Source organism: Microbacterium esteraromaticum, from assembly GCF_014084045.1.
Classification (GTDB): Bacteria; Actinomycetota; Actinomycetes; order Actinomycetales; family Microbacteriaceae; genus Microbacterium; species Microbacterium esteraromaticum_D.
Map to the genome: position 1 here is coordinate 597,895 of NZ_CP043732.1, position 22,645 is coordinate 620,539.

21 protein-coding genes and 1 pseudogene are annotated in these 22,645 nt (G+C 65.8%); 10 read left to right on the plus strand and 12 right to left on the minus strand.

All coding sequences use genetic code 11. The features are described 5' to 3' along the window. Nucleotides 1-68: 68 nt before the first annotated feature. Complete coding sequence (locus tag FVO59_RS02965) at nt 69-602, minus strand: GNAT family N-acetyltransferase (RefSeq protein WP_182254489.1); 534 nt, start codon at nt 600-602, stop codon at nt 69-71. Between the two features lie 199 nt (nt 603-801). Between FVO59_RS02965 and FVO59_RS02970 the strand changes: the two genes are divergently transcribed. Continuing rightward, the gene (locus FVO59_RS02970; protein ID WP_220465692.1) at nt 802-2,241 is read left to right on the plus strand and encodes a S8 family peptidase; all 1,440 of its coding nucleotides are present in this window, start codon (nt 802-804) and stop codon (nt 2,239-2,241) included. A gap of 120 nt (nt 2,242-2,361) precedes the next feature. Here FVO59_RS02970 and glpX read toward each other — a convergent pair whose 3' ends face one another. The 5 genes from glpX to FVO59_RS02995 form a co-directional block, all read right to left on the minus strand. After that, nucleotides 2,362-3,372 (minus strand): class II fructose-bisphosphatase, encoded by a 1,011-nt coding sequence (glpX, locus tag FVO59_RS02975; protein WP_182254491.1) that lies wholly within the window; start codon nt 3,370-3,372, stop codon nt 2,362-2,364. Continuing rightward, nucleotides 3,369-4,370, minus strand: coding sequence for an alcohol dehydrogenase catalytic domain-containing protein (locus FVO59_RS02980; RefSeq protein WP_182254493.1), 1,002 nt, complete (start codon nt 4,368-4,370; stop codon nt 3,369-3,371). Before FVO59_RS02980 ends, glpX begins: the two co-directional genes overlap by 4 nt. Then, a complete protein-coding gene (locus FVO59_RS02985; protein ID WP_182254495.1) occupies nt 4,367-5,254 on the minus strand; it encodes a carbohydrate ABC transporter permease in 888 nt (295 codons plus the stop codon). Before FVO59_RS02985 ends, FVO59_RS02980 begins: the two co-directional genes overlap by 4 nt. Then, the gene (locus FVO59_RS02990) at nt 5,251-6,174 is read right to left on the minus strand and encodes a carbohydrate ABC transporter permease (RefSeq protein ID WP_182254497.1); all 924 of its coding nucleotides are present in this window, start codon (nt 6,172-6,174) and stop codon (nt 5,251-5,253) included. The genes FVO59_RS02985 and FVO59_RS02990 overlap by 4 nt, the downstream gene beginning before the upstream one ends. A gap of 64 nt (nt 6,175-6,238) precedes the next feature. Next, a complete protein-coding gene (locus tag FVO59_RS02995; RefSeq protein ID WP_220465693.1) occupies nt 6,239-7,609 on the minus strand; it encodes an ABC transporter substrate-binding protein in 1,371 nt (456 codons plus the stop codon). A gap of 266 nt (nt 7,610-7,875) precedes the next feature. On the opposite strand from FVO59_RS02995, the pseudogene FVO59_RS16345 reads away from it, so the two are divergent. After that, nucleotides 7,876-8,001: pseudogene (locus tag FVO59_RS16345) on the plus strand (GntR family transcriptional regulator); the annotation flags it as partial. Between the two features lie 6 nt (nt 8,002-8,007). After that, complete coding sequence (locus tag FVO59_RS03000; RefSeq protein WP_346265692.1) at nt 8,008-8,544, plus strand: GntR family transcriptional regulator; 537 nt, start codon at nt 8,008-8,010, stop codon at nt 8,542-8,544. Nucleotides 8,545-8,673: 129 nt separating this feature from the next. Here the strand turns inward: FVO59_RS03000 and FVO59_RS03005 are convergent, their stop codons facing one another. From FVO59_RS03005 to FVO59_RS03025, 5 genes are all read right to left on the minus strand, one after another. Then, on the minus strand, nt 8,674-9,861 hold the full coding sequence (locus FVO59_RS03005) for an FGGY family carbohydrate kinase (protein WP_182254501.1): 1,188 nt from the start codon (nt 9,859-9,861) through the stop codon (nt 8,674-8,676). 92 nt (nt 9,862-9,953) lie between these two features. Beyond that, nucleotides 9,954-11,393: an FGGY family carbohydrate kinase gene (locus FVO59_RS03010; protein ID WP_182254503.1), complete on the minus strand. Its 1,440-nt coding sequence runs from the start codon at nt 11,391-11,393 to the stop codon at nt 9,954-9,956. Between the two features lie 34 nt (nt 11,394-11,427). Continuing rightward, on the minus strand, nt 11,428-12,873 hold the full coding sequence (locus FVO59_RS03015) for an FGGY-family carbohydrate kinase (RefSeq protein WP_182254505.1): 1,446 nt from the start codon (nt 12,871-12,873) through the stop codon (nt 11,428-11,430). Nucleotides 12,874-12,884: 11 nt separating this feature from the next. Then, entirely contained in the window at nt 12,885-13,724 is an 840-nt protein-coding gene (locus tag FVO59_RS03020) for a class II fructose-bisphosphate aldolase (protein ID WP_182254507.1), read from the minus strand. 94 nt (nt 13,725-13,818) lie between these two features. Beyond that, nucleotides 13,819-15,165, minus strand: coding sequence for an MFS transporter (locus FVO59_RS03025; protein ID WP_182254509.1), 1,347 nt, complete (start codon nt 15,163-15,165; stop codon nt 13,819-13,821). A gap of 197 nt (nt 15,166-15,362) precedes the next feature. Between FVO59_RS03025 and FVO59_RS16350 the strand changes: the two genes are divergently transcribed. After that, nucleotides 15,363-15,491 carry a hypothetical protein gene (locus tag FVO59_RS16350; RefSeq protein WP_259363401.1) on the plus strand — a complete coding sequence of 43 codons (129 nt, stop codon included), beginning with the start codon at nt 15,363-15,365 and terminating at the stop codon, nt 15,489-15,491. Nucleotides 15,492-15,656: 165 nt separating this feature from the next. Here FVO59_RS16350 and FVO59_RS03030 read toward each other — a convergent pair whose 3' ends face one another. Next, nucleotides 15,657-16,826 (minus strand): tyrosine-type recombinase/integrase, encoded by a 1,170-nt coding sequence (locus FVO59_RS03030; protein WP_182254511.1) that lies wholly within the window; start codon nt 16,824-16,826, stop codon nt 15,657-15,659. 458 nt (nt 16,827-17,284) lie between these two features. On the opposite strand from FVO59_RS03030, the gene FVO59_RS03035 reads away from it, so the two are divergent. The 6 genes from FVO59_RS03035 (at nt 17,285) to FVO59_RS03060 (ending at nt 22,606) form a co-directional block, all read left to right on the plus strand. Then, on the plus strand, nt 17,285-18,139 hold the full coding sequence (locus FVO59_RS03035; RefSeq protein WP_182254513.1) for a hypothetical protein: 855 nt from the start codon (nt 17,285-17,287) through the stop codon (nt 18,137-18,139). Beyond that, a complete protein-coding gene (locus FVO59_RS03040; RefSeq protein ID WP_182254515.1) occupies nt 18,139-19,437 on the plus strand; it encodes a hypothetical protein in 1,299 nt (432 codons plus the stop codon). Before FVO59_RS03035 ends, FVO59_RS03040 begins: the two co-directional genes overlap by 1 nt. A 75-nt stretch (nt 19,438-19,512) precedes the next feature. Continuing rightward, nucleotides 19,513-19,776, plus strand: coding sequence for a hypothetical protein (locus tag FVO59_RS03045; RefSeq protein WP_182254517.1), 264 nt, complete (start codon nt 19,513-19,515; stop codon nt 19,774-19,776). Between the two features lie 188 nt (nt 19,777-19,964). After that, nucleotides 19,965-20,321 (plus strand): plasmid mobilization protein, encoded by a 357-nt coding sequence (locus FVO59_RS03050; protein ID WP_182254519.1) that lies wholly within the window; start codon nt 19,965-19,967, stop codon nt 20,319-20,321. Then, nucleotides 20,315-21,631 (plus strand): relaxase/mobilization nuclease domain-containing protein, encoded by a 1,317-nt coding sequence (locus tag FVO59_RS03055; RefSeq protein ID WP_182254521.1) that lies wholly within the window; start codon nt 20,315-20,317, stop codon nt 21,629-21,631. Before FVO59_RS03050 ends, FVO59_RS03055 begins: the two co-directional genes overlap by 7 nt. A gap of 36 nt (nt 21,632-21,667) precedes the next feature. Continuing rightward, on the plus strand, nt 21,668-22,606 hold the full coding sequence (locus tag FVO59_RS03060; RefSeq protein WP_182254523.1) for a hypothetical protein: 939 nt from the start codon (nt 21,668-21,670) through the stop codon (nt 22,604-22,606). Nucleotides 22,607-22,645 lie beyond the last annotated feature (39 nt).

A 22,645-nucleotide genomic window follows, 5' to 3' on the forward strand; every position in this document is an offset into this window, starting at 1 on the left:
CCCCGGGTCACTGTCGAGCGGCCGCGCAGACCGGCCCGAAGCGCATCGTACCTGCGACGATCCGCCCTCTACTGCTCCGACCCGGCTGTCGGTGTGTCGACGGATGCGGGACGGAGGTCGAGAGCCCACTCGTTCATGGTGAGCTCCTTCTCGCGGAACACCTCCGTGAAGGTGCCGTGCAGGGTGAACCCGTTGCGGCGGCAGACGCCGTTCGACGCCGCGTTGTCGATGCCCGGGAAAGCGGTGAGCATGCGTCTCTCATCGCGGTGCTCCCTGGCATCCGGGATGACGAGTGCCAGGGCGGCCGACGCGATCCCCCTCCCCTGCGCATCGGGAAGCACGAACCAGCCGGTCTCGAGCGCCGGCTGATCGCGCCAGATCGTCCGCCAGTACCCGATCGAGCCGACCGGATGCCCGCCGTCGACGATCACGAACAGGCGCGACTCGCCCGACGCGACGTGCCGCAGGTAGCGCTCGTGCCTCGCGACCACCTGCTGCTCGGTCTCCGGACCGTTGAGGTGCGCCGTCATCTCCGGGGTGTTGGCCTGCTGCAGCAGCGGAAGGTCGGTCTCGGCCCATAGACGGAGGGTGAGGGATGCCATCTCCGCAGTCTCCCACCCGGTGCCGACAGCGACGGTGAACGCCGTGCGAGTGGGACTGTCACGGGGGCTCGCGGCTGAGTAGGCTCAGCGGCATCGGCTGCGCGACCCCACCGATGCGGTCGCTCTCGCCCGCTGCGGGCGGCCGATCCGTCGACTGAAACCGTCGACGGCTTACTCCTCACAACGAAGTGGAGACAAGATGAAATTCCGCAGAATGATCGGCGCTGCCTCGGCGGGTGCACTCGCCGTCGGCATCATGGGACTCGCGGCCGCTCCGGCCTCGGCGACCGGTCCTGAGACGACCTATCTCGTGCTCGCACCGCAGGGGGCCGGCACCCAGGCCGCCGCGCAGCGCGTGGCGTCGGCGGGCGGCAGCGTGGTCGCCGCCTACGACCAGATCGGCGTTCTCGTCGCGAAGTCGACCAGCTCGGCGTTCTCGACCCGCGTCGTGGGCAGCGGCGTGGAGTCGGCCGCCCCGACCTCCGGCCTCGGCACCACGCTCATCGACGACGACATCACCGAAGCCGTCGCGGCGGCAGCCGTTCAGGCGACGGGAGACCCGACCGGCGAGCCGCTCTGGTCGAACCAGTGGGACATGGAGCAGATCGACGTCCCCGCGGCGCATGCGATCACGACCGGTGATCCGTCGATCGTGGTCGGCGTTCTCGACTCGGGCATCGACGCCACCCACCCCGACCTGGCGACCCAGGTCGCGAAGGATCAGAGCGCTTCGTGCATCGGCGGCGTCGCCGATACGAGCCAGGCCGCGTGGAGCCCGACGACGTCGTCGCACGGCACGCACGTCGCCGGCACGATCGCGGCGGCGATCAACGGCGTCGGCATCGCCGGCGTCGCACCCGGCGTGAAGGTCGCCTCGGTGAAGGTCGTGAACGACGACGGCTTCATCTACCCCGAGGCCGCGATCTGCGCGTACCTGTGGGCGGCGGAGCACGGCATGCCCATCACCAACAACAGCTACTTCATCGACCCGTGGGAGTTCAACTGCATCAATGACGAGCGCCAGCGCCCCGTCTGGCTCGCCGTTCAGCGCGCGCTGCGCTACTCGTCGGCTCAGGGCACGCTGACCGTCGCCTCGGCCGGCAACAGCAACGTCGACCTCCAGCACAAGTTCACCGACTCCTCGAGCCCCAATGACGGCAGCTATCCCGTCGAGGACCGCACGATCACCGGCGCATGCCGTGACCTGCCCGCCGAGGCGCCCGGCGTCGTGACCGTGTCGGCCGTCGGCCCGACCGAGCAGAAGAGCTACTACTCGTCCTACGGTCAGGGCGTCGTCGACGTGACGGCTCCTGGCGGTGACACCCGCTTCCGCACGGGCGGCGCGTCATCGACGATCACCGATGCCGTCCTCTCGACGGTTCCCGGCGGCTGGGGCTGGTCGCAGGGCACGTCGATGGCCGGACCGCACGCCGCAGGCGTCGCGGCGCTCGCGCTGTCGGCGCACCCGAACATGTCGACGGGTCAGCTCGCGTCGTTCCTCGAGCGCACGGCGACGCCGATCGCCTGCCCCGACGGCGTCTACGAACCCCGTCCCGGCTACCCGGCCACCTGCACCGGCGGCCAGCGCAACGGGTTCTACGGCGCAGGCAACGTCAACGCGTACAACGTCGTGAAGTGACGCGCTGACCCTGCAGTGAGCGAGGGGCCGGTCCGGTGGGCCGGCCCCTCATGCTGAACTGCTCGAACTCCTCGCCGCCCAGCGCGTAGTGCTCCTACGAGCTGGCGCCCGGGGACACGACTATAGCCACTTGCTTGCGACGTGGTCGGCGACCACTCGGCGGACGGTTCCCGACTGCGAACGAAGCACGATGCTCTCCGTCCGGATACCGCGCCCTCGACGACGCACTCCGCTGACGAGGTTGCCATCGGTGACCCCGGTCGCCACGAACACCGTGTTCTCGCTCGTCACGAGCTCGGTGGCGTCGTACACGTAGCCGAAACGGAGCCCGGCTGCTTCACCGCGGCGTCTCTCATCGTCGCCGCTGGGCGCGAGGCGCGCCTGCATGAACCCACCGAGAGCCCGGATCGCGCAGGCGGTCGCAACCCCCTCGGGGCTCCCGCCGACGCCGACACAGAGGTCCAGCGCTCCATCGAACGACGCAGCCTGGATGCCGCCGGCGACATCGCCATCGAGAAGAAGGCGGGTTGCGGCACCGGCTGCGCGGATCTCCTCGATGAGGGTCTCGTGACGAGGCCTGTCAAGGACCCCGACCTGGATCTCGTCCACCGGCTTGCCGAGAGCAGAGGCCAGCGCATGAATGTTGTCAGCGATGGGTGCAGCGAGGTCCAGGTGTCCACGGGCTTCGGGGCCGGCCACGATCTTCTGCATATAGAAGACCTGCGAAGCGTCGAGCATGCTGCCCCGGTCAGCGGCCGCAATCATCGAGATCGCATTGCGGCGCCCCGATGCGGCGAGCGACGTGCCGTCGATGGGATCCACAGCGATGTCATACGCCGGCCCGTCTCCGGTGCCTACCTGCTCACCGTTGTAGAGCATCGGCGCCTGGTCCTTCTCGCCCTCCCCGATGACGACGGTACCGGCGAACTTCACGGTACTGAGGAACTTCCGCATGGCGTCCACCGCCGCGCCGTCCGCACCGTTCTTGTCACCTCGACCGACGAACGGCGATGCGCGGATGGCAGCCGCCTCCGTCGCCCGGACCAGCTCGAGTGCGAGGTTCCGATCCGGGTGGTTGTAGAGCGGCGCGTCGTGGTTCTCGGTCGCTGTGACAGTCTCGACGGAGGTCACACCACAACCTGGATCTTGATCTGGTCGGGGCTCGTGGCCGCCTTCAGGGCCTGCGCATACTCTTCCAGCGAGAAGGTCGCGGTGACGAGGCTGGTGAGCTCGCTCTGCAGATCCACCATTCGGGCGGCGGACTCTTGGTACTTCTCCGCAAGGGAGTTGGAGCCGATGATGCTCAGCTCCTTGGCGAACACCGCATAAGGGCTGAGCGCGACGGTCGCCGTCGGTGAGGCGACACCCATCTGCACCAGACGCCCGCGGTTGCCGAGGGACTCGATGGCCTGCGTGATGGCGACCGGGTGACCGCTCGCGTCGAGAGCGAGGTCGAACTCGCCGCGGTCGAGCTCGTCGGCGGAGGCGACCGCCTGTGCGGCTCCCAGCTCGAGAGCCGCTGCGCGGCGGGCCGCGTTCGGCTCAACGACACGGACGCCTGTCGCGCCCTCGGCCCTGGCGAGGATGATGGCCATGAGGCCGATGGATCCGGCCCCGAAGATGGCCATCTCCTGGTCCCGCCAGTCCGGCACGCGCTCGAGGGCGTGCAGGACGCATGCGAACGGCTCGATGAGAGGCGCCGATTGGTGGGTGATGCGCTTGTCGAGCGGGAATACGATGCGCTCAGGCACCGCCACGTACTCAGCGACCGATCCGTCAACGGCCACGCCCACCGGCAGGATGTTGACGCAGAGGTTGGTCGCACCGCGCAGACACCAGGTGCACTCGCCACACGAGATGTTGGGGTTCACTCCGACGTAGTCGCCCTCCTTCAGGGCGGTCACCCCCGCGCCGACTTCGGTGACGTATCCGGCGAACTCGTGGCCGGGGACGACGGGGAAACGGCCGTGCGGATAGTCTCCCTGAACGAGGTGCAGGTCCGTGCCGCAGACGCCCGTGCCCACTGGGGCGATCACCACCCATCCGTGTTTCGCGGCTGGGATCGGCAGGTCGCGGATCTCGACCCCTCCGTTTCCGTCAGCAACAGCGGCACGCATGGTGTTGGTCATTTCACGGCTCCGAACAATAGGCCACGGACAAGGGACTTCTGAGCGATCCAACCGGCGATGACGACGGGGATGCTCACGATAGTTGCCACGGCGGCCACCTGTGCGGTGTAGAGCTCACCGAAGCTCAGGAACTTCTGCAGGAATAGCGGCAGGGTGCTGTTCGAGTTGGTCAGGTTGGCAGCGAAGAAATACTCGTTCCAGCTGAACACCGCGCACAGCAGTGCGGTCGATGCGATGCCTGGACGCATCAGCGGCAATACGACGGACCAGCCGATGCGCCAACCGCCGGCGCCGTCGACTTGGGCTGCCTCGATGATCTCCAACGGGATCTCCTGCATGAATGAACGCAGCATCCAGATGCCCAGAGGCAGGTTCATGCCGAGGTGCATGATGATGAGGATCTGCGTCGTGTTCAGAAGCTCGAGGTTCGTCGCCACCACGTAGATGGGGATGATTCCTGCAGCAATCGGCATCATCTTCGTGGAGATGAAGAAGAACAGCGAGTCCTGCGGGTTCTGGATCGCGCGAACCGACAACGCCCATGCTGCAGGAAGCGCGAGGGCGATGACGATGAGCGTGGAGACACCCGTCACGATCACGGAGTTGAGCGCGTAGGGCCAGATGCCCTGGTCGAATGTCTCGACATAGTGCTCGAAGGTCGGGACGAAGAAGAACTGCGGCGTGGCAGACGCGGCCACAGTCTCCGTCTGGAAGCTCTTCATCACCATGTATGCGACAGGGAAGAAGAGGATGAGGCTCGATGCCCAGCCGAGGACGCCCATGGTGATGCGGGTGGCCCGTCCGCGAGTTCGACGTGGTCTGGGCTGCGGGGTCTTGTTGCGCGTGACGACAGCCCGGGTATTGAGCGAAGCCGTGGTGGTCATCGCCGTCCCTCCGTTCGGAAGATGCCCGACAGAAGTCGCAGCATCGGCAGGATCAGCGCGATGGTGAGGATCAGCGAGACGATGCCCAGAGCGGATGCCATGCCGAAATCGAACGCGTTGAACGCCTTGAGGTAGATGTAATAGGTGATGTTCGTCGTGCCGTATGCGGGTCCACCGGCGGTGAGCATCGCGATCTCGCCGAACGTCTGGATGAGGTTCATCGCGAGCAGCAGGGCTGCGAGCTCGATGAACGGCCGGAGGTGCGGGAGGGTCACGTTCGTGAAGCGGCGCCAGATGCCGGCACCGTCCATCTGCGCGGCTTCGAGCTGGTCTTGCGGTGCGGACTGGAGTCCGGCGACGAGGATGAGCATGGCGAACGGGACGAAGCGCCACGTCAGCAAGATGATGAGCGCGGCCATCGGGTGCTCGGACAGCCATGACACCGGCGGCAGTCCGAGAGAGCGTGCGATGAACCCGAACAGCCCGAAGCTGGGGTCGAACATCGCCGACTTCCAGAACAGCGTCACCGCGACCGGCATCACGAAGAACGGTGTGATGGCGAGAGTACGCGCGATTCCCCTGCCGGGGAACGAGTGGTTCATGAAGATCGCGACGAGGAGGCCGATGACCAGACAGGCCAGGGTCGTGCCAACGGTCATGACGATGGTGTTGCCGACGGACTTCCAGAACACCTCGTCCTGGACGACGGCGACATAGTTCTCCACGCCGCGGAACTCGCTGTCGTTGCCGCTGAGGAGCAACCAACGCTGGGTGCTGAAGACCAGGGTGAAGACGAACGGGATCTGCGTGAGCAGGAGGGTGAAGACGAGGGCCGGGAGGAGGGGGCCGCGGCGCTTCCAGCGTTCGGCCCGCGGCATCAGCGGCGGTTTGGTGATGGCGGAGCGGGTTTTGGTGGCCATGTGGTCTGCGCTTCTCGAAGCAGAGCTGCCCCCGGTTGCCCGGGGGCAGCTCTGGATGGTTCGACTACTTCAGGTAACCGGCGTCGGTGACGGCCTTGAGTGCGTACTCCTGGCTCTTCTCCAGCGCCTCATCGACCGTCTGGGTGCCGCTGATGGCACCTGCGATCTGCTGGGAGACGAAGTCTCCGATCTCGACGAACTCCGGGATTTGGACGTACTGCACGCCGGTGTAGGGCACCGGGTCCACGGTCGGCTGCAGCGGGTCGGCCGCTTCGATGGACTTCACGGTGAGGTCCGCGTATCGGTTGGCCGCCTCGAGGTACTCCGGGATCTCGTAGGTGGATGCCCGGGAGCCGGGAGGGATGGAGTCCCACCCTGCTTCCTCACCGGCGAGCTTGATGTAGTCCTCGCTGGTGACCCAGGAGATGAACTTCCACGCGGCGTCCTTGTTCTTGCTCGACTCGGTGATTCCGAGGCCCCACGACCACAGCCACCCGGACGCCAGGTCGGCGGGTCCGGTCGGAGCCATCGCGAAGGCGATGTTCGGCTCCACCTCAGGCGTCGCCTGGTCGAGTGCGGAACCGGCGAACACGGTGTCGTCGTACCAGATGGCGGTCTTGCCCTGGCTGAACTGCTGCAAGCAGCCCTCCCAGCCATCCTTGGCAGCGTCGGGCTGGCCGTAGTCGCGGAGGCTGTCCACGTAGAACTGGACGGCTTCCTTCGTCTCCGGGCTGGTCAGCTGCGGCTCCCAGTCCTCGTTGAACCAGCTGCCGCCGAAGGTGTTGATGACAGTGGTGACAGCGGCGAGGTTCTGACCCCATCCTGGAAGTCCGCGAAGACACAGACCGGAGATTCCGGCTGCCTCGTCCTCCATCGCTGCGGCCGCGGCCTGGACTTCCTCCCAGGTCGGGGTCTCGCTGATGGTGACGCCGGCCTTCTCCGCAAGATCCTTGCGGTAGAAGAGGAAGGACGAGGAGCCGTAGAACGGCGAGGCGTAGAGGACGTCGTCCTTGGACACGATGTTCTTGATGGGCTCGAGGAGGTCTGCCTCGTTCCAGTCGGCGTCTTCCTCGGCGTAGTCGTCGAGCGGCACGATCCAGCCGCGGTCGGCCCAGATCGGAACCTCGTAGCTGCCGATCATCGCGACATCGAACTGGCCGGCTTTGGTTGCCACGTCCTTCGTGACTGCGGGGCGAAGCTCGTTCTCGGGCAGCGTGGTGAACGTGACCTTGATGCCGGGGTTCTTCTCCTCGAAGTCCGAGATGAGCGACTCCGCCGTCTTCATCTGCGGGTTGGCGGCCAGAGCGACGTTGATGGTGATCTCTCCATCTGCACCGCCCCCGCTGTCCCCGGTGGAACATCCAGCGAGCAAGCCGGCCGTGATGGCAGCGATGCCGAGCCCAGCGATGCCTCGCTTCAGATTGATGTGCGCCACGCGCAACCTCCTTGTTGTGTGCCGTGACCGCTCTCGTTCGGGTGCCCGAGTGCGATGCGCCCTACATTGGCGTGGCTTCACGCTATTACATACTGTCCGTGTTGTCTAGTCTGTACGTACAATAGGGTCCATAAGGCGAAGACGGGCAGGTTGTACGATGGCGCACGAAGGAGTGTGGCAGTGTCGCAGATAATTGAGCGGACCTCGCCGGTCCCCTATTACGAACAGCTCTACTCGATCCTGAAAGACCGGATCGTTCGGGCGAGTTCCCGGTGGATGAGCGCCTTCCGAGCGAATTGGAGCTGTGCCGCGACTTCGGTCTGTCCCGCGCGACGGTTCGCCAGACGCTGTCAAAGCTGGAAGCCGATGGGTACGCGCGACGCGTCGCCCGCCGCGGAGTGTTCGCCGCGACTCCTGAGGAGACCAGCGGCTGGACGCTGCAGGACACCGATGGCTTCCTGGAGTATCAGCTCCGCCATGGGCGTACAGGCGTCCGCACGGAGGTGGTCGACGCCGGTTTCATCGCGCCGCCTTCACACGTGGCAGAGGCGCTGCGCGTACCGGAGGGTACCGACGTGTTCGCGCTGAAGCGCGTGCGCTACCTCGACGGCGAGATCGCACTGTTCAGCACCAACTGGTTCCCCCGCCAGATCGGCGATGTCGTCGCGGGAGCGACAGATGTCCTCGACGGTTCCGGTTCGTTGAACAGCACCCTCCGCCAGGCTGGCCACACGCTGAACAGCGCCCAGCGCGTAATCCACGCACTCTCCGCGCCGCCAGAGGTCGCGGAGAACCTGAAGGTCGCTGATGACCAGGCGGTGCTCCGCATCCGCTCACGTTCGTGGGATCAGAACGATGTCCTGTTCGATTACTACGAGACCTGGGTCCTCACCGACGTCGTTCCACTCGAAGTGAAGGTGGCGGCTGCGAACTGACCCCGAGGGAGAGGTGCGGGTCGGGATCCCAGCCCAGCGCCGCCGCCGCGAGCAGGGCGGTCCCGACGGCGGTGACCTCCGGCTCGAGGATCGGGATCGTCGGGTAGGTGTTGACCGTCGCCTTGATGCTCAACCAACCCGCCGCGCGCACCCATCCACCGGCAAGCCGCACTTCACTGGGGCGTCCGAGCCCCCGAGAACGGCGCCTACGGCGTCTCGGCCGAGGTGAGCCAACGCGCCGAGCACGGCGGATGCCCGCGCATGCGGGTCCTTGGGCGCGTCGAGAGCGTAAGAAGGCAGCTGGCCTCCCCTCGTCCCGGGTACGAAGTACCCGGAGTCGAGCACGGGCGCGGGCTCCATGGCACCATCCATGAGCGTCCTGATGGCGACCGCAACGTCGGGGTCCTGAGCAGCCCAGTTGAGATTCCGTGAGAGTTCTTCGACTCTGAGCAGTGTTGTCCCCGAGGACAGGATGCCAGGTGCGACTTCAAGGTGACTGGCGCGATCGATGCGCCCATTCGGTGACTGCGCAACGACGACCTCAGCCGTACCCATCGAATCGAGCACAGCTCCTGGCGCGAGCTGATCCGCAGCCCATCCACCAATGGGATGGTCATGACCGCCGGCGACCACCAGCGCCTCAGGATCAAGCACGTCCGCCGCCCTCAGCGTAGGTGAATCAAGGTGCCCCACGACGCTGCCTGATGGCACGACAGGCGGTAGAAGGTCAGTGGCGCCGAGGGTGAGCATGACGCGATCTTCTGCCCAGCGGCGGTCGAGTGAGCGCCACGCACCGGTGCGCGATGCGAGGGTGTCGCTCATGAAGGCGGAACCGCTCCACAGCGCGCCGGCGAAGTCTGCGATGGCCACCCAACTGCGGGCTTCACCTTGCACGGCCTGCACGCGCGCCCATGCCCATCCGACGAGCGTGCGCACGGCGTCGCTTTCCGCGTCGAAGCTCTCATCGGAACCGAGGGACGGACGGAGCGCACGGAAGATGCGATGCCGACGCGGGTCGAACCATGCGAGGGCTTGGGTAAGCGGTCGCAGACGTTCGTCCACGAGGACTCCGTCCTCGCCCACGCCGGAGCAGCTCACGGCTGCAAGGAGGAACCGGTCGCCGCACACCTCGACGAGCATCTCTTCGATAGACGCGAAGAGCACCGCCGCGTCGATGGACAGCTGCTCTTCGTCACGAGGCGTCGGCCTGCTCGCGCGTGCCACGATGTGGCCCGCGGAGTCGAGCGCGATGACCTTGACGTTGGTCGAGCCGATGTCCACGCCGCATGCGACAGAGAGGCGGCGATTCCCACTCACGGGCAGCGCCTCCTCGAGTCAGCGGAAGCCGACGGCTGTCGGGCACTTCATACGATAGTCACCCGCCCGGCGACGCCGTCGTGGCCAGCAGCTCACGCGGTCTCGACCACCGGAGTGAGGTAGCCCATCGACCGCATCGCGTCCGTGTGCTGCTCCTCGATCTGCGGTTCATGACCCGTTCGGGGAAGCTCGGCCACCGCGACCACCCACTCGGGGAACTCTCCGTTGAGCGCCGCGGCGGCCTGCATCGCCGCCCCCTTGGTCACGTACTCGTCGAGCTCGGGGACCACGACCGGCATCTCCACCATCTGCGTGAGGACCGTCTGCACCGCGGCACTTTGGGCTGCACCTCCGATGAGGAGGAGGCGCTCAGCGTGAATGTCGCATGCCGAGAGCGGTTCGAGCATCGCTACCTGGGTGGCGAGTGTTCCTTCGATGACCGCGCGTGCGAAGTTGGCGCGAGTGAAGTTCGACAACGACGCAGCATGCAAGGACGCGCGGGCATGCGGAAGGTCGGGGGTGCGCTCTCCTTCGAAGAAAGGCAGAAGCGTCAGACCCTCCGCCCCGGGGCGGGCTTGGAGGGCGAGATCCGAGAGCTCGTCGTAGGTGCAGCCGAGGAGATTCGCGCCGACATCGAAGTTCCGGGCCGCGTTCAGCGTGGCCACGAGAGGAAGGTGGTCGCCTGTGGCATCGGCGTAGCTGCACACGTAGCCGGCGTAGTCGTGCACCGGGGTGGCGGAGCGGGTGTAGACGACCCCCGATGTGCCGAGCGAGAGGACGACGTCGCCCTGCGCGATTCCCAGGGCGACAGCAGCTGCGGCATTGTCGCCGCTGCCTACTCCGATGGGGATTCCGGAAGGGATGCCGGGAATCCCGGATGCGGTCAGGCCTGCGCGGTCATGGGGTCCGAGAACCTGAGGCAGGATGGCACGTTTCCCGAGCGCGTGTTCGAACAGGTCCTCGGTGTACTCCTCGGTCTCCCCCGACCAGTACCCGGTGCCACTCGCTTCGGAGCGATCCGTCGTGAGGCGTTCGATGCCTCCGGCTTCGGGGCCGTATCCCATCAGGCGCCAGGTCAACCAGTCGTGGACGACGGCGACGGCTGCCGTGCGATGAGCGGACTCGGCATCTGTGTCCCGGAGCCACCGGAGTTTGGTCACGGTGTCGGAGAGCGTGAGAGGCAGGCCGGTACGGCGGATCCATTCATCGCGTCCGACTTCCCGGTTCAGGTCCATCATGTGCGAATGGGACCCGACATCGTTCCACAGCGGTGACGAGCAGACGACCGCTCCACGGGCATCGAGGAAGATGGGCGTGTGCTGCTGCCCGCTGACGGAGATGGCCACGACATCGTCCAAGCCGCCCGCCCTGCGCACCGCGGTGAGAAGCGCATCCCACCACCGGTCCGGGTGCACGATGGTATCGGCGGGGTGTGACGCCTTGCCTTCGCGTAGCTGCGCCCCCGTCTCCAGGTCCCGGACGGTGACCTTGCAACTCTGCGTGGATGAGTCGATGCCGGCGACAAGGGTCATGAGTGGATCTCCGGTCGCGGACGAGTGTGTCGGGTCATGCGGGGAAGCCCTTCACGTACTCCCACTGCCTGCGTACTCCGTCGAACCACGCCTCGAGGCGGGCGGAGCGCTCGGCGTCGGGATGCACGTCGAATGGTGCGGTCTGCACCCAATCGGCGCGTGCCGCCGACGCCAGTGCCTGAGCGCCCCGTGAGACGACCTCGGGGAATGCGGAGACGCTGAGGGGAGTGGCGAGGAGGTCTGCCTTGAGCTGCAGCCAGAGTGGGTTCTTGCTCGCGGGTCCGATGACCTTCACCTGTCGCGCGGTCGTGGGGAACAGATCGAGGACGTCCCTATACTGCAGCACCATGCCGAGGAAGGCTCCGAAGATGACCTCCGACAGCTCAGTGTCCGTCCGCAGCCCGGTGATGATCCCGCGTGCCGCAGCGTTCTTCGTGGGCGGTGGAGCGCCCCGGAACTGTGGAAGCACGAGGGGCGTGCGCGTGATGTCAATATCCCCGGACAGGTACTTCTGGTGCAGGAGGTCGATCTGGCCCGTCAGCTGCTCACCGTCGAGTCCGAGGATGCTTTGCAAGGTGGCGAACGCAGATCCTCCGGTGGGGATCGACGCGAACAGCGTGTAGCCCTCGCCACCGCACGCGATGCCGTTGGCCAGCTTTGCGCGCCGTGCATCCGGACTCAGGTGTGGCGAGGAGGAGGTGAAGAGCAGTCCCTCGGTGGTGCCCGTGGAGTTCAGCAGGTCTCCATCACGGAGATCTGCTCCGACGCCTCCGACCATGTGATCGTGGCCAGCGACGTGTACGAGCACGTCGGCCGATAGTCCAGTCGAGTGCGCGAATGCGGTGGTGACGGCGACGCCATCACGCGCAGAGCGCAACATGGGGAAGACTGCGGGGTCGATGCCCACGAAACCGCAGACCTCGCCTGACCACTCCCTCGTGGTGAGGTCGAGGGCGAGAGTGCGGCTCGCGAGAGTGTGTTCTGCGTACCGTTCGCCGGTCATCAGCCCGGCGACGTACTCGGCGATGTTCAGCCACACCGCACCGGGTGCGTTGCCTCCTGCGCTGTCGAGCGCCCATGCGACCTTCGACAGGCCATAGTTCGCGTTCACGGGGAGGCCGGTGACCTCATAGATTCGAGCGCGCTGCTCCGGGGTGAGCACGCTGAAGTAGCGTGCTCCGCGATGGTCGTGCCAGAGGATCATGGGCGAGGCCAGGCGCAGGTCCGGGAGCACCAGTCCCCCGGACTCGCCGACACCGGTGATGGCGATGCGTTTCACGAGTGCGCGTTGCCAGGCCTCGAGGCCTCCGATGAAACCCGTGATGAGCTCGGTCAGGCCTTCGATGTCGTAGATCTCGGCCCACTCATCCCTGTGCACGGGCGTCGGTTGCCGCGCAGAGGCGAGTAGACGCGCCTCGTCGTCGAAGACGCACAGCTTGACGCTGGTCGTTCCGATGTCGACGGTGATAGCGGAGAGCACGGGACTCTCGCCTACTTGACAGACGGGTTGAACTGGCGAATGCGACGCTCGACGACATCCGCGATGGCGGTCACCGCATTGCGCGACACCTTGATGAGAGAGTGCTCGTGGGGGTTTGCCACGTACGCCTCCCCGAAGGTGCGGATCATCGCGTTGCGGAGGTCACTGGCGATGTTGACCTTGACGACGCCGAACTCGTGGAATCGGGCGAACTGCTCGACGGGAAGGCCGGAGCCTCCGTGGATGACGAGCGGGACCGAGCTTTGCTCCTGCACCCGGCGGAGCAGGTCGAAGTCGATGCGCGCGTCAGGCGCGTAGCCGTGCACGTTGCCGACCGAGACAGCGAGCATGTCGCACTTCGTGCGGGCGACGAAGTCTGCGACCTGTTCGGGGCTGGTACCGGACGCCTCGTCGGGCCCGATCTCGTCTTCCTTGCCGCCGATGGCTCCGAGCTCGGCCTCGACGGAGACATCGGCGGGTGCGATCTCTCGGGCCTTCGCGGAGAGGTGGACGTTCTCCTCGTACTCTTCCTCGGAGGTGTCGATCATCACGGAGGTGAAGTCCGCAGCGAGCGAGTCCTGGACCGCCTGCAGGTTCTTGCCATGGTCGAGATGAAGAGCGACCGGGACCTTCGTCTTCTCCAGACGACGGGACACCATGTCGTAGATGTACTCGTAGCCGGAGAGGGCGACGTTCGTGGGCGCGACCTGAACGAAGGTCGGAACCCCCACACGCTCGATGGCGTCGACGATGCCCATCGTCGTCTCGATGTTCGTCGTGTTGAATGCTCCCGCGACGAGGCCGCGGGAGGTGCACTGCTCGATGACGTCGAAGCCGCTTACCAGTGGCATGAGAGTCCTTTCGTGCCGGCATTCCGGCTGGTATGGATAGATCTGGCTGTCCGTACCAAAAAGGGCACGGAAGACACGACGATCTGATTGCGCGTCAATCCCTCGTGATGCGCTGCGTCGCGGCGTCGGGGTTGACGAGCCCGTCGAGGGTCCCGCCTTCGGCGACGACGCGCTGTGCCTCGTCTGGTACGTGGAGCCAGCGCACCGAGATGCCTGCGAGGACATACAGGGCGGCGAAGATGATGGTGACTCCGCCGGCGCCGAGCGGTGCGAGGAAGAGGGCCACGATGAGCGGGCCGACGAAGGTGGCAGCTCCCGCGCCGAGGTTGAGCACGGCGATGGAGTTGCCCTTCTGGCCGGGCGCCATCAGGGACATGAGCACGGAGATGGGCGTGAACCCCGCGAGGCTGATCCCGAAAAGTGTTGCACAAACCGCGGAGACCCAGTACTGACCGGAGACGTACTGCGGGATGAAGTAGAACGCGAGCACGCTGACGGCAGATCCGATGCATCCGAACCAGCGCAGGGTGCGGTGCCATCCGAGGCGGTCGCTGAGGACTCCGAAGAAGAGATTGGCGAAGATGTTGGCGGCGCCGAGGATGAACACCAACTGCAGCCACCCGGCGGTTCCGAAGCCGAGCTCCACAGCGAAGACGGTCGGAAAGAAGACGAACAGGCCGAACTGGGGCGCGGTGTTGACGACGCGAACGAGGCAGCCGAGTCCGATGCGTGGGTTCGTGAAGGCGATGGCAACGCTGTTGATGAGGCTGCGACCGGTGGTGACGTCAGACGCTGCGAGGCGCCCGCCACCCTTGGCCTTGCGCAGCCCGATGAGCGACACGAGGCCGCCGAGGATGACGAGTCCGAGCGAGACCCAGAATGTCAGGTACTCGCCAATCAGGGGCTGCGTGCCGCTGGCGACGAGGGAACCGAGGGTGGGAAGGCCGCCGGTGAAGGCGAAATAGAACCAGCCGACGGCGGATCCGAGGCGATTCGCGGGGCTGGCGCCGAGCACCCAGACGAGGAACCCGTAGGCGAAGAACGGGTAGGCGATGCCGCGGAGCCCGTAGATCATGAGCATGAGTGTGAAGTTTTCGGCGGGTAGCGCCACACCGAGGAACAGCACCTGGAGCACCGACCAGAGGACGAGGCCGATGATCATGACGCGCCGCGGACCCCAGACGTCGGAGAGCGCTCCGGACAGCCATGAACCGATGGTGACCATCAGGCCATATACGGAGATGATGACGGCTGCATTCGTCTCGGAGCCTGCGCCATGGGCCGCAAGGTACGGGGCGATGTATCCGGATTCGACTCCGTCCCCGATCATGAAGAGCAGGAGGCCTACGAAACCCCAGATCAAAGGCTTGGGCAGCCCGAGCTTCTCGACGAAGCCGTGAGCTTCCTTTCCGCCGGAGCGGATTGCCGTCGTCGCTGACATTGATGGTCCTTCACTTGCCGCCGCCCCACAGACACTGCGGGGATGAGCGTGCAGACATTCTCGTCGGTGTGATCCAACACGGAGCGATTGCTCGTATTGTACGTACAGACAGTACCAGAGAATCTTGAAACAGGAGCGTTTGACTGCCTCCCGCACTCCCCAGCAGGCGTTCACGCGCCCCGAAGTCCTCGGCACTCATGCTCACGCTCATCCTCATCCACGACCACGACGTCGCCGTCAGCAGCATGGCGGCAAGGGAGGTCATCGCCGAGTTCACCGTCGACCCCGCTCCGCGCGCCAACGCCCCAGCCACAAAAAAGTCCTGAGCCGCGACCTCGATGCAATCGGGGTCGCGGCTCAGGACAGATGGCGGTGACGGTGGGATTTGAACCCACGTCGTACGCCAAGTGCCGCGGTTGCCTTCCCTGAGAACCCGGAGATCACGCGGAATCGGCACCCATCTGCACACACCGCCACACAGGCGCTCGCAACTATTCGGCTGTCGGATGTTTGTCGGATTCGACAGCTGCCAGACTCACCGCTCGATGTCGGTCGAGGGCTACCGCCACCTCATCCAGATCGTCCTCAAACAAGTCGGCATACGTATCGAGGGTCATCGCGGCGCTGGCGTGCCCGAGCATTCTCTGCACGGCTTTTACGTTCGCCCCGGCACTGATTGCGAGCGAAGCAGCCGTGTGACGCAGGTCGTGCGGAGTCACCCTCGGCATGATCCGCGGCTCGTCCTCGCCGTGCTTCATCGCATCAGCCACAGCATCGAGATTCTCTGCACGGACCCGCTTCACGGCCCCGGCGAACCACCCCGAGACGGCGTTGCCAGGGCGCAGGTAGCCGCCTTCCTCGGCCGGCCATAGCAGCGCCTCAGGGGGCTTACCTGTGCTCGCCCGATCGATCGCGTTGTCTAGGAACGCCGGGTAAGGAACGGTCCGCCGCTCGTGGGTCTTCGGCGTGCCGACCTGCACATGGCCGTTGACGGTTACCGCACTCTCCTCGACGCTCACCCGACGGCGCTTCCGATCGAGGTGCTTGACTCGCAGACCCGCCACCTCCCCCCAGCGCAGCCCGGTGTATGCGACAAACCGGAGAAGATCCGGATATCGCGACGCCGCCGCGAGCCGTTCAACCTCCAGGTGCGTGAGGTACGCCCGCGGGTTCGCGGTCTTCCGCGGCGTCTTCACTTCGCGCGCCGGGTTGGACGTGATGCGCCGGTCGCGCACAGCGCCATCGAGAATTGCCGCGAGGACCCCATGGCATCGTTTCACCGTTGTCGGTGATTTCTCCTTGCTCAGCTCCGCCACCCAGGTAGCGACCTCGGTGTGCCTGACCGAGCCGACCTTGCGCTTGCCCCACTTCGGTTCGACGTGGATCCGCCACGCGCTCTCATCGCTGTGGGCTGTGGAAGGCTTCACCGCTGCTGTGTGCGAATTTAGCCAGTCGCGCCCGAGCGTGCCGACAGTGACCAGTGCATCGCTCTCGGCGATGTAAGCACCTTGTCGTTTGGACACTTCAACCGAGTCCGCGAATGCTTGCGCGTCACGTTTGAGCCGGAACCCGCCCTTGGAGGTTTTCGACCCGTCTGGACGCCGGTAGGACACCCGATAGGCGGTGCCCTTCACTCGCGGATCTCTGCTGACGCTCGCCATCGGTACTCCTCGTGGTCCGATTCACCTGTGCGTAAATGTGAGCCTAACGTCCGCCCACGACATGAAACCGTCTGCTAAGGTTGCGGCTACCGATCCTCTCGAGAAGAGGATGCACACCCCGATAGGGGTGGGTGTCCCCGTTTCTCGAAAGTTGGATCGTTCGTGATCACCTCTGCATCTCTTTCAGACTCGCTCGCCGAGCTACTTGCTCGCGTTGACCATCTTGAGCGTCGTCTCGCTGGTCCTGCGGCCCCGGTTCTCGACAGCCTGCTCTCTCCCCCCACAGTCGCGGCGCGTCTGAAAGTCACTGAGCGCACGCTCGCCGAATGGAGGGTGAGCCCTCCCGGGACAGGCCCTGCCTACCTCCGTGTAGGTCGCGGCGTTCGCTACCTCCCCAGTTCGATCGACTCCTGGCTGCTCGCGCAGGAGCATGCCTCGACGGTTGAGGAGACCCGCGCATGACCGCCGCCTCCTCCTCCGCCGAGCTGCTCGATGCGCCTCCGGCGGGCGGGCAGCCGACCGCTCACTTCGCCGAGAACGGAGCCGAATACGGCCCTTCGGTCGCCGAGCACGAGACCGGCAACAAATCCCGCAATCCCGTCAAACAGCTTTCGGAGCACTCCTCTGATCTTGCTGCAGACTCCACCCCTCCCCCGACCGACCAGGATTTTTCGGTGCATGCGCGCGCGGGGGAACCCTTGGGTCCCCCGCGCTTTGGGCTTACGGGATTCTCTTCCGGGATAGCTATCCCGGAAGAGAACCCCGGGTCCGAAACCACTCCAGTCGCCACACCAGCCACTCCGGTGGGTCGCGGCTTTCTCGTCGTTACCTCCTCGCGCGAGGAGATCGAAGGCGCCCGCGCCTTCTTCAAGGAGTGGAAGGACAAGGAGACTGGGGGACAGAAAGCTCATGCGCGGGAGCGCAGCACGGTGTTCTCGCTCATGCAGTACCGCCGACACCCGGAGACGGGCGCGGTGATCTGGACGCAGGAGCAGTTCGACAAGCTGATCGCTGCGCTGGATAGGGATGAGATCCTCGACCGCGCCGCCGCGATATGGCAAGACTCTGACACCGACGACGAAGGAACGCCGGTGCCGGTCCACATGCATGCGGCTATCAAGCTAAAGGCGGGCGCTGAGAAGAGCATTCGGTGGATCTCGGATCGTGCCGAGATGCCGGCGTCTCGCATCCAGACACCGAAGGAGCTCCGCGCCGCCGAGGGCAAGTCCGTGGAGTTCGGGCCGATGGCCGCGGAGCGTGCTTTTTGGGATTTTTGCTCGTACTTGACTCACGAGCACAAGGGCGGTGCGTGATGACCAAGCACGTCTACCCGCGCGGTGAGGTCTGGGCAAGCCCCGGATTCGACTTCTACGCATTCCTCGCAGCCGGTCGACCGGGTGGCAAGGGGAAGGGCAGTCGCTCGGGCGGCCTCCCCAGCCGCATCCATGAGTTGCGTCGTTTCGTCGGTTTGGAGGGAGGGTCGCTCGCCGAGGCGCGGAAGCGCGACTTTGAAGCCTACGCCGCCGACCTGCCACGACTTAGGCAACTGGCGGAGGATCATGCGGCGCAGCCCGAGAACGCTCCGCAGCTCGGCGATAGTCGGCGCAAGGGTTCCGCGCTTTTCCTGGGGCGCTCGCGGGCGGGTAAAGACACGTTAGTCGAGTGCACCGCCGCGGAATTGGTGAGGCTCGCAGGCCTCGCCGGGCTCGCGTGGTCGGTGGTGCGGCCCGCCGGCGAGCATGCGAGCGAGAACATCGGCACAGCCGAAGTGGTGCACCATGAGGACCTGCGTTTTCAATTCTCGCGGTCATACGACGACGCACTGCGCTATCTAGATCCAAATCGTGCGACGTTCACCGCCGCGCGGAACAAGAACCTGCCGCCGGTCGCGCCTCGGGCAATTCTGATGACCAGCTCCGAGACACTGGGGTCCTTGGCGCTCTCGATGAAAGCCCGCAAGTCATCGGAAGACCTCGCCACAACCGCCGACAAATTCGGCGCCGTGAACGTCGACGAGTTCCTCTTCCGGCTTGGCTTCGTCGTGGAGGTGACCAAGCCGACCTCCATCGCACTCGACGACCGGGACGGCACGAAGCGCGAGATGCTCGTCGCGATCTCACGCGTCGAGATGGTGCCGGACAGCCGCATCGAAGAAGTGCAGAACCGCGACGGTGACGCACGCCTGGGACATATCCGCACTTCGCACACGCTCGAACCCATCGCAATCGTCAAGGGTTGCGACCCCGCGGCCCGGTTCCTCGCACATGAGATCATGGCGCATTTCAGCCCCGACGTTGCAGCAAAGATCCCCGAGGCAATGCAGGCGTTCGCACCAGAACGACAGGCGATCGAGGAGGCTCATCGGGCGATCCTCGACCAGCGCGCCCGCGATCACGAAGCGGCCATGGTCGCAGCCGCCGAGGCCGAGTACGGCCCAGACTACGCGGCGCACTTCGCGGCGAATCACCTCGACGGCGATAGGTCACCCAACCCGCTGGGGGTGCCGATCCTCTCCGACGCTTGGCGCGGCCAATTCAGGTTCCCCTGCTGCATCGCTACACGCGCAATCTCGAAGACCCTAACCGCCGCACCCGCCGTCTACCGCGGCTGAAAGGAACACAAACATGACCACCAGTTATGACGCCATCGACGAGGCACTGCGCTCTGTCGCTCTGGGTGATTGCGCATGACGGCCGTCGCCGACGAGATCGTCGCAGCCAGAGCAGCAGCCAATGCTCGCCTCGCTCGGCTCCGAGCGCGGCAGCGCCGGGAGCAAGAGCGGTTCGATGCGCGGGTGCTCGACATCCTGCGTGGTCGCATCAGGTCAGATGCGCTCGCGGCTATCGAGGCTGAAGCTCGCCGGCAACTCGACGCCGAAAGGGCAAGGCGCTCCGAGCGCGCTCGCGCGGCTCGAAAAGCGCATGGTGCGGGCCAAGAAGGGCGGCCGTGATGCGCTCCGCACTTCTCCAAGGGGTCGAGGGGGCGGTGCCCCAACGCAAGAAGTCGTGTTGGACCCGGTGCGGTAGCGCCGTGGTCCGCGCGGCCTGCTTGCGTTCTTCTTACTTCGACCGCGACATGCTCAACGATCCGAAGGGAACATGACCAATGCCGCGCGCAGACATGCAGCATCGCCCGCCCGTGAAGTCCTCCACAGTCAAGACACGAATGACGCCCGCCGAGGTCGCCGATGTCAAGAAGGCCGCGGAGCGCGTCGGTCTGCCGATCGCTACCTGGATTCGCTCCGTTGCCCTCGACGCAGCCGCGGTCACTCCGACACCTACCGCAGAACCTGCGAAGCCAGCTCTAACCAACATCGATCACCGCGCCCTCGCTGAAACACGCACGGCCATCGCCCGGACCGGAGGATTGGCTAATCAGCTCGTCCGCGAGGTACACCGTGGCGTCATCCGCGAAGCCGCGCTCGGCGACGCGGTCCGCGACCTGTCGGCGATCTGCCGCGAACTCGTCGGCAAGCTTGGCGGGCGTTCATGGTGACCATCCAAGTCGCCCCTGTCTACGACCTCGACGTCCGAGCCACTTACCTGACGCTCGGTGTCGGCGAACGCCGCAAGAGTCACGAGACAGCGGGTACTGACCGCTTGCAGCCGGGCAGCTTCATCGACGCAGCCGACATGGCCGAGTTCGTCGCGCTCGGCAAACGCTTGACCAATGGTCGGCGAGTAAAGGCCCAATCTCTCGTGGTCAGTTTCAGCCCCTCGGAAATTGACAAGAGCACCGCCGACGACCAGCGCCTCGTCGGCGCGGCCGCCACAGAGATCGCCCGACGTGCCTTCCCCGGCGCACTCATCGCCGTCGTTGTCCACAGCGACGGCGGTGCGCCACATGCACATGTGTTAGCCCTCAATGACATCGACGGCCATGCAATCCGCGAGAACCGCACGCATTGGAAGCTCAAGCACATCGCGGACGACGTCGCGCGCGAGAACGGCCTCAGCACGATCGAGAAGCCGCGTGCGAAGACTGCTGTGCCCGCGTGGGCGGAGCGGCGCGACAACGTTTCCGCCTTCGACCGCCAACTCGGCGACGCCATTGCTGAGGTGCTGGCTGACAAGTCGATCACCTCGTGGGCAGCATTCAGGACGGCGCTCGAAGCCAACGGAATCACGCTCGACATCCGCGAGGAGGCCCAGCGGCGCGGCCCCCGGGCCAGCCAGACCGTCACGGGCTTGACCTTCCGCGCACTGGACGAGACTGGGCAGGGCAAGCATCGTGTCCGCCGCCGCAAGGCTTCGTCGCTCTCGCAGAGCTTCAGCCATTCGGCCATCACGACGGCACTGGAGGCGCGCCGTGCGGCGGCCTCGGATCGCCCGTCGCAGTCACCCGTCCCGTCTACCGCCCGGGCCATCGGAAACGTGATCCAGTCCGGTCACTCATCTCAACGCAACGATCTGGTCCGCATCCTCGACCGCACCTTGACTGCAGGGCTCTTCTTATCCCTCGATGGGTGGGCTCTCACGCTCGCCCGTGTTGGTGTCACCGTTCTGCGTGCGCAGCATCGCGAGCAGCGCGGTCGACAGTCCCTTCTCATATACCGCCACCAAGGCGAGACATTCCCCGAGGACGTGCTGCCCGACCACTTCAATGGCAAGGCCGTCGAGCGGCAGGCCCGCGAGATTGCTGCTCTCCGACGTATCGCACCCGAGCATGCCAAGGCACTGCCCGTCCCACAGCTCATTGACGTGGTTGCCGACGAGCGGCCGCGCCGTAGGCGGCGTAGCGGTCCTGTCCTGCCACAGTCTCCCGCGCGTGAGCGGCACTTGCAGCGGGGCCTCGAACTCGGCTGACCACCCGGTCCGCCGATCATAGAAAGAGGAACACCAATGTCCATCACCGAACGCTTTCCCAACTCAGATGCCGCCAAGGCGGCCCGTGTGGGTGCAGGAGTCTACGAGCGCACCGTAATCGCGCTGCTCGGCTCGCTGCCCACCTCGGCACTGGATTCGCGCGTCCTCCGTGGCGCGGGACTCGCGATTCGCCACCTCGACGCCGATGCGATTGGTTTCCGGCCGGTTGGGCCGGGACCCGATCTGTCGCTCACCGTCCACCGCCTTGATCGCCTCGGCGCCGCTTCAACGCTGGCCGCGGTCGCCAAGCGTCAGCGCCGGGAGGCGGCAGACCTTGGCTCCACCCGCGACTGGCTCGCGACGACTCGCCTGCGTGGCCTAGACAGCCGCGAGCAGCGCGACGCGGGTGCCGACTACCTCCGCGATGCCCTGGACCTGTTCCGAGCACTCATTCTTCTGTACAGCGACGTCACGCCGGCGCTCAAAGCGTTCGGCGACGCCGTGGGCTTCGACGTTGTCGGCGATGGCTTCGCGGTGCTCGACCCCGACGGGATCCAGATTGGTGCCCCCTTCGGTGTCAGCGAGCTTGGCGCGCAGTACAGCCCGGAGAGTCTGCGTTCGCGCATCGCATCCAACGTCGCGGCATTCCACACGTTCCGCAACGAGATCATCGACCTGATCGCCGAAGCACTCATCGCACCTGCGGACGGCCACGAGTCCGACGGAACCCTGCGCGCGGCGGCATCGTTGCCTACGCTGCCCCGCTCCGTTCAGCGCCGCGTCGCTCAGAGGCTCGCTGCGGACGAGGACACTGAGGATCTGCATCGGAAAGCGGCCCGTCGTCACCACGGCCGTGCGCTCGGCCAGCCCGCCGTCCGACGGGACGTTGCGCGTAGATATGAACTCGCGCAGCTCGCAAACGGTGGATCCTGGTTTGACACTCCTGACCAGGACGGCGACGACTTCTCGCTGTGATCTACGACAGTGGGGTCGCGGGAACGTTCCTGCGGCCCC

Bases quoted from the DNA above. Each gene is read 5' to 3' on its own strand.
- FVO59_RS02985 (WP_182254495.1), bottom strand. From the start codon at position 5,254: ATGACCACCACGGCTTCGCTCAATACCCGGGCTGTCGTCACGCGCAAC.
- FVO59_RS02970 (WP_220465692.1), top strand. From the start codon at position 802: ATGAAATTCCGCAGAATGATCGGCGCTGCCTCGGCGGGTGCACTCGCC.
- FVO59_RS03010 (WP_182254503.1), bottom strand. From the start codon at position 11,393: ATGACCCTTGTCGCCGGCATCGACTCATCCACGCAGAGTTGCAAGGTC.
- FVO59_RS16350 (WP_259363401.1), top strand. From the start codon at position 15,363: ATGCTCACGCTCATCCTCATCCACGACCACGACGTCGCCGTCAGCAGC.
- FVO59_RS03055 (WP_182254521.1), top strand. From the start codon at position 20,315: ATGGTGACCATCCAAGTCGCCCCTGTCTACGACCTCGACGTCCGAGCC.
- FVO59_RS03030 (WP_182254511.1), bottom strand. From the start codon at position 16,826: ATGGCGAGCGTCAGCAGAGATCCGCGAGTGAAGGGCACCGCCTATCGG.
- FVO59_RS03020 (WP_182254507.1), bottom strand. From the start codon at position 13,724: ATGCCACTGGTAAGCGGCTTCGACGTCATCGAGCAGTGCACCTCCCGC.
- FVO59_RS02965 (WP_182254489.1), bottom strand. From the start codon at position 602: ATGGCATCCCTCACCCTCCGTCTATGGGCCGAGACCGACCTTCCGCTG.
- FVO59_RS03060 (WP_182254523.1), top strand. From the start codon at position 21,668: ATGTCCATCACCGAACGCTTTCCCAACTCAGATGCCGCCAAGGCGGCC.
- FVO59_RS03035 (WP_182254513.1), top strand. From the start codon at position 17,285: ATGACCGCCGCCTCCTCCTCCGCCGAGCTGCTCGATGCGCCTCCGGCG.
- FVO59_RS03045 (WP_182254517.1), top strand. From the start codon at position 19,513: ATGACGGCCGTCGCCGACGAGATCGTCGCAGCCAGAGCAGCAGCCAAT.
- FVO59_RS03040 (WP_182254515.1), top strand. From the start codon at position 18,139: ATGACCAAGCACGTCTACCCGCGCGGTGAGGTCTGGGCAAGCCCCGGA.
- FVO59_RS02990 (WP_182254497.1), bottom strand. From the start codon at position 6,174: ATGGCCACCAAAACCCGCTCCGCCATCACCAAACCGCCGCTGATGCCG.
- FVO59_RS02980 (WP_182254493.1), bottom strand. From the start codon at position 4,370: ATGACCAACACCATGCGTGCCGCTGTTGCTGACGGAAACGGAGGGGTC.
- FVO59_RS03025 (WP_182254509.1), bottom strand. From the start codon at position 15,165: ATGTCAGCGACGACGGCAATCCGCTCCGGCGGAAAGGAAGCTCACGGC.